This window comes from Armatimonadota bacterium (assembly GCA_016223145.1).
Lineage (GTDB): Bacteria > Armatimonadota > Fimbriimonadia > Fimbriimonadales > Fimbriimonadaceae > Nitrosymbiomonas.
Window position 1 is genome coordinate 157,951 of record JACRPN010000014.1, and the last position, 12,811, is coordinate 170,761.

The 12,811-nt window shown below is 60.6% G+C and carries 11 protein-coding genes and 2 tRNA genes; 5 read left to right on the plus strand and 8 right to left on the minus strand.

All coding sequences use genetic code 11. The features are described from left to right. Nucleotides 1-24: 24 nt before the first annotated feature. The 5 genes from HZC36_13250 to ilvE all read right to left on the minus strand — a co-directional run bounded on the left by HZC36_13250 (nucleotide 25) and on the right by ilvE (nucleotide 3,588). Entirely contained in the window at nucleotides 25-882 is an 858-nt protein-coding gene (locus HZC36_13250) for a hypothetical protein (protein ID MBI5707945.1), read from the minus strand. A gap of 96 nt (nucleotides 883-978) precedes the next feature. Next, nucleotides 979-1,053: transfer RNA gene (locus HZC36_13255), tRNA-Thr, on the minus strand. A 3-nt stretch (nucleotides 1,054-1,056) separates the two neighbouring features. Continuing rightward, nucleotides 1,057-1,142: transfer RNA gene (locus HZC36_13260), tRNA-Tyr, on the minus strand. Between the two features lie 514 nt (nucleotides 1,143-1,656). Continuing rightward, nucleotides 1,657-2,385, minus strand: coding sequence for a DUF4397 domain-containing protein (locus HZC36_13265; protein MBI5707946.1), 729 nt, complete (start codon nucleotides 2,383-2,385; stop codon nucleotides 1,657-1,659). A gap of 330 nt (nucleotides 2,386-2,715) precedes the next feature. Then, entirely contained in the window at nucleotides 2,716-3,588 is an 873-nt protein-coding gene (gene ilvE, locus HZC36_13270; protein ID MBI5707947.1) for a branched-chain-amino-acid transaminase, read from the minus strand. 30 nt (nucleotides 3,589-3,618) lie between these two features. On the opposite strand from ilvE, the gene HZC36_13275 reads away from it, so the two are divergent. The 3 genes from HZC36_13275 (at nucleotide 3,619) to HZC36_13285 (ending at nucleotide 6,270) form a co-directional block, all read left to right on the plus strand. Next, a complete protein-coding gene (locus HZC36_13275) occupies nucleotides 3,619-4,740 on the plus strand; it encodes an exo-alpha-sialidase (protein ID MBI5707948.1) in 1,122 nt (373 codons plus the stop codon). Nucleotides 4,741-4,748: 8 nt separating this feature from the next. Then, the gene (locus tag HZC36_13280) at nucleotides 4,749-5,345 is read left to right on the plus strand and encodes a thioredoxin family protein (protein MBI5707949.1); all 597 of its coding nucleotides are present in this window, start codon (nucleotides 4,749-4,751) and stop codon (nucleotides 5,343-5,345) included. Nucleotides 5,346-5,628: 283 nt separating this feature from the next. Continuing rightward, nucleotides 5,629-6,270, plus strand: a complete 642-nt coding sequence (locus HZC36_13285) for a PEP-CTERM sorting domain-containing protein (GenBank protein MBI5707950.1) — start codon at nucleotides 5,629-5,631, stop codon at nucleotides 6,268-6,270. A gap of 67 nt (nucleotides 6,271-6,337) precedes the next feature. Here the strand turns inward: HZC36_13285 and HZC36_13290 are convergent, their stop codons facing one another. Continuing rightward, nucleotides 6,338-7,696, minus strand: a complete 1,359-nt coding sequence (locus HZC36_13290) for a Gfo/Idh/MocA family oxidoreductase (GenBank protein MBI5707951.1) — start codon at nucleotides 7,694-7,696, stop codon at nucleotides 6,338-6,340. Nucleotides 7,697-7,785: 89 nt separating this feature from the next. After that, nucleotides 7,786-8,730, minus strand: coding sequence for a hypothetical protein (locus tag HZC36_13295; GenBank protein MBI5707952.1), 945 nt, complete (start codon nucleotides 8,728-8,730; stop codon nucleotides 7,786-7,788). A 363-nt stretch (nucleotides 8,731-9,093) separates the two neighbouring features. Here HZC36_13295 and HZC36_13300 point away from each other — a divergent pair, with 363 nt between their 5' ends. Continuing rightward, nucleotides 9,094-9,408, plus strand: a complete 315-nt coding sequence (locus tag HZC36_13300; GenBank protein ID MBI5707953.1) for a hypothetical protein — start codon at nucleotides 9,094-9,096, stop codon at nucleotides 9,406-9,408. A gap of 143 nt (nucleotides 9,409-9,551) precedes the next feature. Here HZC36_13300 and HZC36_13305 read toward each other — a convergent pair whose 3' ends face one another. After that, nucleotides 9,552-11,918: a S9 family peptidase gene (locus tag HZC36_13305; GenBank protein ID MBI5707954.1), complete on the minus strand. Its 2,367-nt coding sequence runs from the start codon at nucleotides 11,916-11,918 to the stop codon at nucleotides 9,552-9,554. Between the two features lie 260 nt (nucleotides 11,919-12,178). Between HZC36_13305 and HZC36_13310 the strand changes: the two genes are divergently transcribed. Next, nucleotides 12,179-12,808, plus strand: coding sequence for a PEP-CTERM sorting domain-containing protein (locus HZC36_13310; GenBank protein ID MBI5707955.1), 630 nt, complete (start codon nucleotides 12,179-12,181; stop codon nucleotides 12,806-12,808). Nucleotides 12,809-12,811: the final 3 nt, after the last annotated feature.

Sequence of the window (12,811 nt, forward strand, 5' to 3'; positions counted from 1 at the left end):
CTCCTCGACCTCTGAGCCACTCGACTATGTACCCGACGCCCGGGCGTTTTCGGCCCCAAACGAAATGGCTTTCTTGCCAATCAGCACGCGGATCGCGCTTTTGTCGGAGGGGATCCGCTTGATTGCGCTCAGCGCCTTGCCGATCTCGGCGAGCTGCTCCTGCGCGCGAAGCACCTCCGGGGCGTCGTCCAGGTACTTGATGAGCAGCTTGCGGACGCGGGCCTCGTAGTCGAGCTTTGCATCCCGGAGCATCCTCTCAACCCGGAACTGGCGTTCGGAATAGGGGCCGGTCCAGCGATCGGTGGCCTGGGCAGAACCGAGCTTGAGAAGCTCGCTTTCGACCTGTTTGGCGCGGTCCGGTGGGATGGCCAGCAGCATCTCCCTGGCGTCGCCGAGCCATCCCGTTTCCGAGGTCGCCTGGGATTGGACGCCTGCGCCCGCCGATTTGGCGAGGTCGGCGACCTGATGGCCGATGGAATCGATGTCTGCCTCCGGCACGATAACCGTGATCTCGGTGAAGGTCACCTCTTTGGCAGCTTCTTGAGCAGCGGGGTCCTTTACGACCACGGGGGAAACCGGAGGTACGCCGGGCCCGGAGATGGAGCCCTGCAGAGGGTCGGGCCGCCAACTGATGCCAGGAAGGTCCGGTCCCATGTGGGTTGGGCTGGCGGGGTCGTGGGCGTTCAGAGCGACGCTATCGGGCGCGGTTTCGTGGGGAGGCGTCTGGTCTTCCGAGGATCCGGCGCCAGGGGGCTGCAAGGGAGCCCCAACCTTTGGCTTGGGTCCGGCAGGCGGAATGGAGTATTGGGAGTCGCTCCACAGGAACACCTTGGCGAACCCGATGCCAAGGGCGAGCCCGCCGATGATCCACAGAAAGGACATTGCTCCGCGCGATCCAGGCGTTTCAGGCTGCAAGACTTCCTCCAATGGGGCCGCCAACAGGGCGCCCACTCCTACATACGGCCAAAAAGCAAGTTATGGAGCCTTCGACGAGATTCGAACTCGTGACCTTCCCCTTACCAAGGGGATGCTCTACCCCTGAGCTACGAAGGCGTCTGGTGGCGGGTGAAGGATTCGAACCTTCGAAGGCATTCGCCGACAGATTTACAGTCTGTTCCCATTGGCCACTCGGGCAACCCGCCGTGAGGGAGATTTATACCTCATTGGGATGTTCGGCTGCGGGAGCGCGGGGGACTAGGGATGAGGGGGGCGTGAGGGTGAGTGAGGGTGAGTGAGGGTGAGTGAAGACAGGACGCGTTGATACAGTGGGGGGTGAGACGATGGGTCGGTGAGGTCCCGTAGGGCAAATGCTCAGTCTGCCTGCTTTCGGCGCTGCTTGGAATCCCGGGTGAAGAGGTGGGAGGATGAGAAGTTGAGTCGGTGAGGGGGTGACGACTTGGGCTTACAAATCACAGATTTCAGATTTCAGACTTCGAGATCCAGATCCCAAAGCCCGAAATCCTGTTGTCACTCATTAGGTCCTAGACCTCGAACCTCAAACCCCACACCTCGGACCTTGGCCCCCAGACCTCAGACCTCAGACCTCAGACCCCAGACCCCAGACCTCAGACCTCAGACCTCAGACCTCAGACCTCAGACCTCGGACCTCAGACCTCAGACCTCAGACCTCGGACCTCAGACCCTAGACCCCAGACCTCAGGGATAATCGCCCGTCGGGATTTCCTTGACCACGATCTGCGGTGTTTGTGCGCCTGCGCCGCCCTCGACGCCCATCACGTACACCAGATACATCTTTCCCGTGCCGAACGCGAAGCTAACAAGCGACACAAACACATCGTCCGAACCGGCGCGCCGGGCGTCGAAGCTGTGGGTTCCTGAGTCGATCGTCAGCACGCTGCTTGCGCCGAACTCGATGTTGGCCGCCTTGTATTGGGGGTTCTGCCCAGGGGATTGGAAGTCGATGTTGGGGGTCAGAAATCCCGTCGCGCGGCTAAACCCGTGGAAGATTACGAGCCTCGACTTGTTGCCCTGGATCGTGTGTCGGTCCACTTCGGTGGCCGTCAGCCGAAGACGCTTCTCAAACTCCGTACCGAACGTCACGAGCCCGAGCGCCGAGATGACATAGTGCTTGTTGCGGGCAAAGGTCTGAAGGATCGCGTCGTAATCGGTGGTTGTGCCCGTCGCGTTGGCGATGAGGTCCCTGGCGACGGGATCGGTTGCCATAAAGTCCGTTCCAGCCGCCGAAGCGACCGCGTTGCCGGAGAGCACGCTGTCGATGTAGAAGTCGATCCCGGCGTTATCGGGGCCTGCATTGAAAAACATCACTTGGGGCTTTGGTAGCGCGGTCGTGCCGCCCCCGCCGCCACAGCCGGACAGCGCGAGCGCGGCCACACATCCCAACAACATTCCAGTGATTCGAAGCATCCTAAACTCCAAGGTTCAAGCTTACCTGCTCTCGCCGAGTTCGTCGAACCTAAGCATCGGCTCGTCGGAACTCCTCGATAAGCGGCGCGCGCAATGACTCGTAGCACAGAGGACAGCCCACCAAGCCGCTTACGGCAACTTGGGAGGCCGTCCACCCGCAATAAGGGCACACGTCGCCGCTATGCCTTGGACGGCTGAAGTGGCCTAAAAGGCTCGCTGAGGACCTGCTCAGCGCATGTTGACGGGTACAAAGCTCGCAAAGATCGGTGGTCTGTCCCCCGAGCGTGGCCCGTCGTGTAGCCGGTTGCCCGCAGAGCGAGCACTTGGGCTTCAAAACGGCGTGCCTGACCCGAGCGCGGCCTTGAAGCGCCGCATGAGCTCGATGGTCACTTCTCCCGGTTTGCCGCACCCGATCGGCGTGCCGTCGAGCGAATTGATCGGCATGATTTCGGTCGCGGTGCCCGTGAAGAACGCCTCATCGGCCTCAAAAACATCATAGGGCGTGATCATTTCCTCGCTGACGGGAATTCCGGCCTCTTTGGCAAACTCGATCACGGAGTCGCGCGTGATACCCTTCAGAATGCCCGAAGACGGGTGCGGGGTTCTCAGGCGGCCTTGGGTGACGATGAACAGGTTGTTTCCGGTGCCCTCCGCCACATAGCCCTCGTGGTTCAGCATCATGCCGTCGCCTGCGCCGATGCGGTTGGCGTACTGTTTGGCGAGGATGTTGGAGGCGTAACGCCCGATGCACTTGACCCTGGGGTCCAAAGAGTCTGCGGGGATCACGCGTATTGGCGACGTCATGACGGTGATGCCCTTATCGAACAGCTCGGGCGGATAGAGGCTGAGCGTGTTGATCATCACCATCACGTTGGCTTTCTGCTCGATGTGCTTGGGGTCGAGGCCGAGCCCCGTGCCGCGCGTCACGTTGAGCCGGATGTAGCCGTCGGGAAGGTCGGCTTGCTTGCAGACGTCGAGCACGATCTCGCGAAGCTGGACCTTGGGATACGGCATGTTGAAGCCCATGTAGGCAATGCCGTGGTACAGGCGGTCAAGGTGCTCGTCGAACTTGAAGATCTTGCGGCTGTAGAACCGAATCCCTTCAAAGAGGCCGTCGCCATAAAGGTGGGCGTGGTCCGCCGCGCTGACTGTGGCGGATTCAAGGGGCGAGACGGTGCCATTGAGCCAGACGATTTTCGGCATGATTGGATATTACCGGTACTATTTCGGCAAATGCTCCCAATCCTGTTCGCCGGTTTGATCCTTGGAATGCCCTCCAAACAGGAGGCAAGCGTCGTAGACATCGCGCCCTCGATTGCCAGGGCAAAGGAGCCCCAAGGCGCGTTTCTCGCGGACGGGAGGCTTGCTGTGACGTTCGCCAGCCCGGAGGGGCTCTGGTTCACCGTTCAGTCTGCTGGGAAGTCCGGATTCGATTCCCCTGTGCTCATCAAGAAGGAGTCGAGGATGATGGCTGGGATGCGGCGCGGGCCCCGGATCGCAACGGCCGGCAAGGACCTCGTGATCACTGCGACCTTTCCCAACCCGGCGGGCGGCGAGGACCTCTGTGCCTTCCGAAGCGCCGACCAAGGGAAGACATGGCAAGGGCCGTTTCGCGTGAACGACGTGCCAGGCTGCACGCCCGAAGGATTGCATGGGATGTCCAGCCTCTCTGGTGGCAGGGTTGCCTGTGTCTGGCTAGACAACCGCAACAAGACGACCGAGCTCTACTATTCCGAGTCTGCGAACGCCGGCAGGACTTGGAGCAAGAACCGCTTGCTTTACGCCTCACCTGATGGGACCATCTGCGAGTGCTGCCACCCCTCGATTTCGGCGAGCGGAGACGGTGCGCTGGCCATGTTCCGCAACTGGCTCGGCGGCAACCGGGACATGTACGCGCTCGAGGTGCCGCGATCTCCTGCGGGCCCAGTCAAAGCAAGCAAGCTTGGAGTTGGTTCGTGGCCCCTTAAAGCCTGCCCCATGGACGGAGGGGCTATCGCCCGGGTCGGAGCCAGGCAGGTCTCTATCTGGAGGCGTGAGGGGACCGTGTACTTGGCCGGATCGGGAGCTTCTGAAGTCACGCTAGGTCCCGGTTTCCAGCCCTGGATCGCCTCACACGAAGGTGTGGCCTGGGCGGTGTGGATCGAGCGCCGCAATGGGCCGCTGTTTCTGCAAGGGATTTCGGCGCAAGGGCACCCGTTGGGCATAAGGCGGCACCTTGCCAACTCGGCGGACGACCCGATGGCCGTGGTGTCGCCCAAAGGAAGGCTCGCCGTGCTGTGGAACGAGGCCACGGGCCCTAAGGCCGTGATTCACGACGCCAAGAGCCAGAGCACGATGCGGACCCCGCAACCGTAGAAATAGATATGGAGAACACGTTTACGCTCAAGATCGGCGCTTCAGCTCCAGATTTCTCGCTCCCGGCGACTGATGGCCGCACTTACAGTCTTGGAGATTTTGCGGGCGCCGCAGTGCTTGTCGTGTTTTTCACGTGCAACCACTGCCCTTACGTTCTTGGAAGTGACGAAGACACGAGGCGGATCGCAGAGAAATATGGGGTGAGCGGTGTGCGGTTTGTGGCGATCAACTCCAACAGCAGGAACACCTATGCCCAGGACAGCTTTGAGGGCATGGTGGAGCGGATGAGAGAACAGGACTTCCCGTGGCCGTACCTTCGCGACGAGTCACAAGATGTCGCGCGCCGCTACGGCGCCCTTCGAACGCCCCACTTCTTTGTGTTCGACGATTCGCGGAAGCTGGTCTACACGGGAAGAGCCATCGACAACCCACGGGACCACACGCAGGCGACGGTTCACGACTTGGAGCGGGCGCTCGACCAGTTGCTGGAAGCGAAACCCATATCGGTTCCGTTGACGAACCCGATCGGATGTAACGTGAAGTGGGACGGCAAAGAGGCGCATTGGATGCCGGCAGAGGCCTGCGATCTAGTGGAAGTCCGGTAGCGGCCTGTCTCCACCCCTCCCGACTTCGTTCCCCTCGCATTGCCCGGCGAGATCTGCGACAATCCCCTCCTTCCCAACAAGCCGGGACTCGGAAGCGTTTACGAACCAAAACGAGGAGGGGGCTCAGTTGTCACTGCGAGCAGGTGGAAGTCTGCGAATTGATGGTGAGGTACTTAGGTACCTGTTAATTTTACCTGGTTCTCTTGGGATTAGTCACAGGCCGCGCCGCATCAGTCAATCCTCTGATGAGCGTGCAAGTTTGTACGCGAAAAGGAGTATTGATATGTTCAAGCGATCTTTGCTGACGATGGCTGTCAGCACTCTGGCGCTGGCTAGCTACGCTGCAGTTATCAGGGCGCCAACGGGAGTCCACACGAACACGTTGGGCGAACCGTACAGCCCGCTTTCCTACACTTTCGATCAGAGCGGCCTCTCACTGGGATATACCCCGGGTGTTACCGACTTTGACGCCTACATGGGAATGTCACCGGTCCACACCTATGTCTTTGCAGGATACGAGTGGTTTGGACCGATGGGAACCTACCCGGGCCTCATCGTCTATGATCTTGGCGCATCCTATCTGGTGGATCGCGTGGCACTCTGGAACGAGGAATCCGGCGGTATTGCCGAACTTGGATTGTTCACTGCCAACCTGTTCGATCTGTCGGACTCGATGGCAGGCGGCGTTCATTATCCGACCGACCACACGACAGCTTCCTCAACATACGGAGCAGACGTGTTCACGCTGGCGGGCGGAGCACGCATGGCGCGCTACATCGGCTTCGAGATGTCCGGGCCAAACTTGCCGGCGGAGTTTGATTCGCTCTCGATCGGCGAAGTTGCCGTCTCGGTCGTTCCCGAGCCGGCAAGCATGGCCTTCCTGGCCATTGGCGTTGCTGGGCTTGCGCTTCGAAAGCGGCGATAAGCAGCTGATTGTCGTCATCGGGCGGTCCTTCACCCACTCGTGAAGGACCGCCTTTTGGTTCGCGGATTTACAGGCTCCAACCCTCTCGATAGGCGGGCCTGATCAGGCTGTCGAACTCCTTGGTGCCCTTGACCTGCAATCGCCGGGCGTCCCACTCCAACCTCGGCCCATCGGCCCACACGGCCAGGTTGCCCAGCACCACCATCTCGGTCAGCGGACCGGAGTATTCGGGCATGTTGGAGCGCGCGGGCTTTCCGCCTTTGATCGCTTCCACCCACTCCTGGAAGTGCCCGGGCGAATGCTCGAACTCCATCGGCGGAACGGGGTCGCCGCTCCCGAGTTTCGCATTGAAACCGTACTCACTTTCGGTGTAGAGGATCCCCTTTTCGCAAACGAAGATCGAGCCGTTGGGCGTGTACTTCCAACTCGGGACGAGGTCGGGCGAGGGGCGCTTGCCACCGTCGTACCAGTAGAGCTTGAGCGGGGCGCGGCCCCTAAGCTCGGAGAATTCATAGGTCACGATGGACCAGTTAGGGAAGCTCTCCCGGTTGTTGCCGGAGGTCTGCGCCTGGATGGCGATCGGGTCGCGAAGGTCGAGCGCCATGTACGGCAGGTTCATCTGGTGGCAGCCGATATCGCCGAGAGCGCCCGAACCGAAGTCCCACCAGCCTCGCCAGGCGAAGGGGTGGTAGCCGTTGGCATAGTCGCGGAACGGCGCCGGGCCCAGCCAAACCTCCCAATCCACGTTCCTTGGAATTGACTTCCGCTCAGGTCGAGGGACGCCTTGGGGCCACCAACCGCCACACCGATCGGTCCAGCAGTGGACCTCCTTCACCGCGCCAAGCCCGCCCGACTTCAGGAACGCTGCGGCATTGCGAAGGTCGTCTCGCGCGGTGCCCTGGTTGCCCATTTGAGTGGCAACCTTGTGTTGCCGCGCCAATTGGGCCAGCCTCCGGGCTTCATAGACGGTTCGGGTCAGAGGCTTCTGGCAAAAGACGTGCTTGCCCATTCGCATGGCCATGGCTGAGGCCGCGGCGTGGTTATGGTCCGGGGTGCTGACGGTCACCGCGTCGATGTCTTTTCCCATCCGGTCCAGCATCATTCGGTAGTCCGCGAAAGCGGTGGCGCCGGGGTACTTCTTGACGCCGTCCGACCGGGTGTTGGAGTCCACTTCGGCGAAAGCCACGAGTACGCCGGCGTTGGCCGCATCGGCGGTGTCGCTGCTGCCCTTGCCGCCAATGCCAATGGCCGCGAAGCGGATCTTGTCGCCTTTGGGGATGCCTTGCGGCAGGATGAGAGGGGCCTCGAAGCCCTCGGCAGATGTCGACGACGAGGCACTGGAAGTTTTCGGGAGGGCGATGGCGCCCGCGATAGCCGCTGCAGAGGTGGTCTTGAGGACGTCGCGGCGTGAAGGTTTGTGTGACATGGCTAATCTCGGTAGGGAGGGCTCGCGGAACGCTGAAAGTGGAGTCCTCCGCTAAGTCAGGGAGTTCGACAACGAGATGTCAGAGTCCTTCAAGGTGTTCGGACCCGCTTAGCAAGGTCCCCTTCCTGGGCTGCCCTGTCCCACCTTCCCACCAAGGAGGCCTTGGCCTTATCGCCGCGTACCTCGACGACGCGCACTTCGCCAAGCGCCGTTTCCTCAGTCCAGACCGCCAGCCCCGCGCTGTCCTTGATCGAAGAGAGCCGAAACACCGTGAGCCGGTCGCCCTGCCGGATTCCGTCGAAGGCGCCCACGTCGAGGATCAAGATCTCGCCATCCGCCAAGGCAAGGACCCGGCCCTCGGGCGCCAAGCCCCTGCCCGCAAGCTTCTTGACGACCGACTCCACGGCCTTGCGGCTCGCCTTGCCGAGCATGCTCTGGGACCACTCGGTCTTCGAGATGTCGATGGCGCCGAGCGAGATGCGCCCATTGGCGATCGTGCCGCCGATGAGGGTGGCGCCAGTACTGGATTGCCCGCCTTCACCGTTGGCTGTGGTCACCACGGAGCCGGACTTGACCTCGATCAGACGCACATCGAGCACCACCCGCGCACTGCTGGTGCGGAGTTGGATCCCACCGAGATTGCCAAGGCCGAATGCCCCGCCGATCCGATCATCACGCACCCCGAACTCAGTGGCTTTGACGTACATCAGGTAGTCCGCGCCTAGGAGTTTGCCGGTTGGAGCTGCTGTGCTGGGATCGACGATCCCCTCGCGTGCCAGCCGTTGCTCCCGGAGCACTGCGTCGAGCTGCATGCGCTCGATGACCCGCATTCCGGACTGTCGGAGTCCTGCTGTCAGCATGTCGCCGACGGCGAGGTCCACGTCGTGCCCGCCGCGCGATCCGTCCGCGATTACTGCGACCCGGGCGCCTGGGGGCAGTTGTCGCAAAGCGGGGGCTCTGGAGTCGCCTTGGGTCTCGCCAAGGGCGGAAACCCAAAGAAAGGGAAGCAGCATCACCCAAAAAGGCCGGTTCATGTTCATGGGACACGCTCCGGAGTCATTGTAGCGCAGGAGTTTGCGGGCCAATCTATGCAAGATCGGATGGAATGGAAGGAGGCACAGGCTTGAGGCTGAATGGAATCGCGAGGTTCACCCAAGCCCGGTGTCTGCGACAACCGGATAGCGGTCATTGACCTCTCTGGGGTCAAGAGGACCGAAAGGCACTTGGCTTCAAAAGAAACGCGTCTCCTCTACTGGTATTGGAGGGCTCCCTGGGTAGCGGTCAAGAGCAGGAGGGAGCCTGCGGCTTCGTTTCGGAATTCTGCGCCATTGCAGACTGTGGCATTTTACGGCGAACCACAGGCTGCCGCCAGCGTCCGGAAGGAACCAGTCAATCGCATGAAAGATGAGCCGGTGCTCAATCCTGCCGTCCACGACCCAATCGACTTCGTGATATGCGAGATCGCAGGCGAAGTAAGTCTGGGACTTAGTGCTTCGGGCGATTCTTGCCAGAACGAGATCATGTTCGGGGCTAATCTCCGCATTCAGATAGACCAGCTCAAGGTTGTAGTAGCCCATCTGGAGATGGCCACAACGCAAGACAAGTTTGATGTGATGCCGGTGTCGGTCATGATCTACTCGAACCACAAGCCCGTCCTCCATTCCAGAAGGAACTGCCAGCTGAAGGACATGGTTGGGCAGCCGTCCCTTTAGGCCTTCTATGTGAAGTCGGTAGGCATCGTCAACCGCTCGAAATGACTCAACGTCGTCACAAGTGCTGCAAAAGGCGGGAGTAAAGAACTTCAACACTCCTCCCCTCATCCCTTCAACTCATCATCCCTTCATCTCTCCCACGCTCACCCCTTCCCCCACCACTTCAAGATGAACTGCAGGTAGATCTGGTGGCGGTCGTGGTTCGACATATCGCCGCCCATCCCGTGGCCACCGGTCGGGTCGAGCGCCAGCTCCACCAGCGGCCCCTTGCCGTACTGCAGCAGCTTTTGATACACGTGAACCGTGTCCTGGAAGAGCACGTTCGTATCCTCGATGCCGTGCAGCAGCAGCAGCGGCCCTTTCAAGTTCTTTGCCAGCTTGGTGAGGCTGAACTTGTCAGTGTCTTCCGACTTGCCGTCACGGGTGTTCGTGATGACCGCGCCCGTGTACCAGGTGTTGTAGTTCTGCCACTCCGTGGGTCCTGCGCCGGCGATGCCCAGCGTGAATACATCCGGGGCGGTGTACATACACATCTGCGTCTGGAAGCCACCGAACGACCAGCCGTTGATCCCCACCTTCTTCGTGTCGATGTTGTAGGTCATCTGAAGGTGCTTCACACAGTCTGTCAAGTCTTCAGTTTGCGGCACGCCGGGCTTGTCAAAGTTCGCCATGCCGAAGGCGTTGCCATAGCCCGATTGGCCGCGCGGGTCGATCGTGCAGGTTACATAGCCGAGGGTGTAGGTCAAGTACATCGCGAAGATGTAGGCGGTCGAATTGAACGCGCCATCCATAACGGAGTAGCCCGTTCCGAGAGGTCCGCCGTAGACGTACATGAACAGCGGGCGCGGCTTCGACTTGTCGAAGCCTGGAGGCAGCATCACGTACCCATGGACGGTCTGACCGTTCCGGTTCTTGAAGGTGAAAAGCTCGGGCTTGACCTTGTTGACCGCGTTCCAGGCGTCGTAGCGGTGCGAGGAAGTCAGCTTCGTTTCAGACGTCCGTTTGTCCCTCTGTCTCTCCGTCCCTATCACGTAGGTCTCGTTCGGGCTCGACCAGTTGGCGAAGGTCAAAGCGGCCTTGGTGCCGTCCTTGCTCACCTTTGGGCGGCCGTAGTTTCCTGTCTGAGTGGTCCATTTGGTGAGTGCGCCGGTGGCCATGTCGGCTCGATAGACCTGCATGCGCGCGGGGTCTTCGGCTCCTGCATAGCAGATGAGCTGCTTGCCATCGGGGGTGAGCTGGACAGGATAAAGGTCGAAATCGCCCTTGGTCACCTGGGTGGCGAGGTTGGTGAGCAGGCTGATCTTCCAAGCCTGCCGGTAGCCGCTCTTGTCCAAGAGGCAAACCACTTCCTCGCCGGAAGGCGCAAAGAACGGGTTGCAGAGCCCCGGCGAATCGTGGTCGCCGTCGTCCTTGTCCTTGTAGGCGATCGAGGTCTTCTTCTCCTTCAGGTCTGCCACCACGATCTGCAGGTCGTTGGCATCGCGCTTCCAACCAGCAAAGACGAACTTGGTGGAGTCCTTGGAAAAGGGGTTTTCGCTGATAGAGACCTCCCACCAATCCTCACCGCCGGGCCATTTCCAGACTTCCCAGGGCTTGCCGTCACCCTTGGCGTTCTCCATGGCGTCGTCCGAGATATCGTAGAGGAAGAGGTAGCTTTCTTCAGCGAACTTGTCATCCGCGACGTTCCGGCTGGTCTTTTGCGCCTGCGCGAAGCGGCCCTTGTAGCTGATCCAGTCCACCTGCCGCTCGCTCCCAAGCGTCTTGCCGGCCTGCACCATCATCTTGGTTCCGTCGGGAGAGATCCGGTAGCCGGCAAAAGTCAGGCCGGTTGGCAGCGCCGGGTTAAGCTGCTCGGTCACCGCGCTGTCGAAATTGACACGGTAAACGCCATCGCCCCGGCGGAAGGTGAAGCCATCATCGTTCGGAGTGAACTCGACATTGGATTCCGAGTCGCGCGTCCGCGTGAGCCGCACAGGGCGCTCAGCGCCCAATCGCCACCGATAGATGTCGCCCTTGAACACCATCAGGAACTCGTTGCTTTTGTGCGCCCACTCCACTTCGCTGATGCCCGGATAGCTGGGCAGCGGCTCCTTGCGCTTGGCGGCTTCTTCCTTCTGGTTCTGGACCCACTCCCGCCACTCCATGTCGCCCATCTTGTCGGCTTTGTCCTCGTCCTCGACGTCCTTCTTGTAGCGCTCGATCGCCTTGGCGATGTCTCGATCGTAGGGCTTCATGAACTCCATCGAGGTCATGCGGCGGGGGTTGGCTGACGCCGGCACGGAGCCGGCGGCTACGGGCTTCGAGGTGTCGTAGAGGTAGAGGTCCAGCCCTCCCTTCACCTCATAGGGGTTCCAGAAATAGGCCAGGTAGCGGCCGTCGCTGGACCATGTCAGGCCAGATGCAGTCTTTCCCCAGAAGGACTTTCTGGGAAAGCAGTCGTCGAACTTGAGGTCCGAGTCGATCTGAGGGATCTGGTTCAGAAGAAACGCGGCGGCAAGAAGGGTGACCATAGCTCGTGTGCGTTTTACCGAATCTCTCCCTTTGGCGGCAGGTCCAGAGGTCTTAGGGCAACCAAAGCCCATTGAAGCGGCGTTTCGGACAGGAAATAGAGGTTATCTAGGGATTCCTGTATGTCCCACGAATATATACATATTTACATTGAAAGTCCGGGTGTTTTCAGCAGGTATCGGGCCTGGTCGATGTGATACCGTTGGGGCTGATAGTCCAACTCGGACATTGGGGAATTGAATCCCCCAAAAGGAGAAAAAAGATGAATCGCAACTTCGCGCGCGCCTTGATGGGCGGCGCCCTTCTGACGAGCTTAGCTGCCTCGGCCCTTTCCGCCGTGGCCTTTACGAACTTCGGGCCAGGCTATAGCTACAACCCCAATGTGGGGTGGACAGTAGCAGGTCCCGGTTTCGGGACGGAACAGACCGTCGCAACCCAGTTCACCTCGGCCGCGAGCGGCCTGCTGAGCAATATCAAGATCGCTCTCGAGCACGTCGGCGGCCCCAACGTAGCGCAAGTCACCCTCTATGAAGACAGCGGATCCGATACGCTCGGAAACTGGCTGATCACATGGTGGGGCGACTGGGGTTGGAGGCACTTTGGAGACAATGCCGGCCCGACCACATTGCCAAACCAGTTCACGGTTCCGACGCTGACGCAAGGCGTCAAGTACTGGGTGGAAGCCCGCTATAACGCTCAGGATTCCTGGCACGCTTGGAACTACAACTCAATAGGTGACGTCCGGCGAACCGGCTTCAGCCACGACAACGGCGCAACCTACTTCTACAGCGACGAGACGGCTCCAACATTTGAGATCAACCTCGTTCCAGAGCCCGCGAGCCTGGCGGTTCTGGGATTGGGCGCTCTGGCGTTGATCCGAAGAAGGCGGTAGTCA

Excerpts from the sequence above, each read along its gene's own strand:
- HZC36_13300 (MBI5707953.1), top strand. The coding sequence starts at position 9,094 with ATGAAAGATGAGCCGGTGCTCAATCCTGCCGTCCACGACCCAATCGAC.
- ilvE (MBI5707947.1), bottom strand. The coding sequence starts at position 3,588 with ATGCCGAAAATCGTCTGGCTCAATGGCACCGTCTCGCCCCTTGAATCC.
- HZC36_13305 (MBI5707954.1), bottom strand. The coding sequence starts at position 11,918 with ATGGTCACCCTTCTTGCCGCCGCGTTTCTTCTGAACCAGATCCCTCAG.
- HZC36_13265 (MBI5707946.1), bottom strand. The coding sequence starts at position 2,385 with ATGCTTCGAATCACTGGAATGTTGTTGGGATGTGTGGCCGCGCTCGCG.
- HZC36_13285 (MBI5707950.1), top strand. The coding sequence starts at position 5,629 with ATGTTCAAGCGATCTTTGCTGACGATGGCTGTCAGCACTCTGGCGCTG.
- HZC36_13250 (MBI5707945.1), bottom strand. The coding sequence starts at position 882 with ATGTCCTTTCTGTGGATCATCGGCGGGCTCGCCCTTGGCATCGGGTTC.
- HZC36_13295 (MBI5707952.1), bottom strand. The coding sequence starts at position 8,730 with ATGAACCGGCCTTTTTGGGTGATGCTGCTTCCCTTTCTTTGGGTTTCC.
- HZC36_13310 (MBI5707955.1), top strand. The coding sequence starts at position 12,179 with ATGAATCGCAACTTCGCGCGCGCCTTGATGGGCGGCGCCCTTCTGACG.
- HZC36_13275 (MBI5707948.1), top strand. The coding sequence starts at position 3,619 with ATGCTCCCAATCCTGTTCGCCGGTTTGATCCTTGGAATGCCCTCCAAA.
- HZC36_13280 (MBI5707949.1), top strand. The coding sequence starts at position 4,749 with ATGGAGAACACGTTTACGCTCAAGATCGGCGCTTCAGCTCCAGATTTC.
- HZC36_13290 (MBI5707951.1), bottom strand. The coding sequence starts at position 7,696 with ATGTCACACAAACCTTCACGCCGCGACGTCCTCAAGACCACCTCTGCA.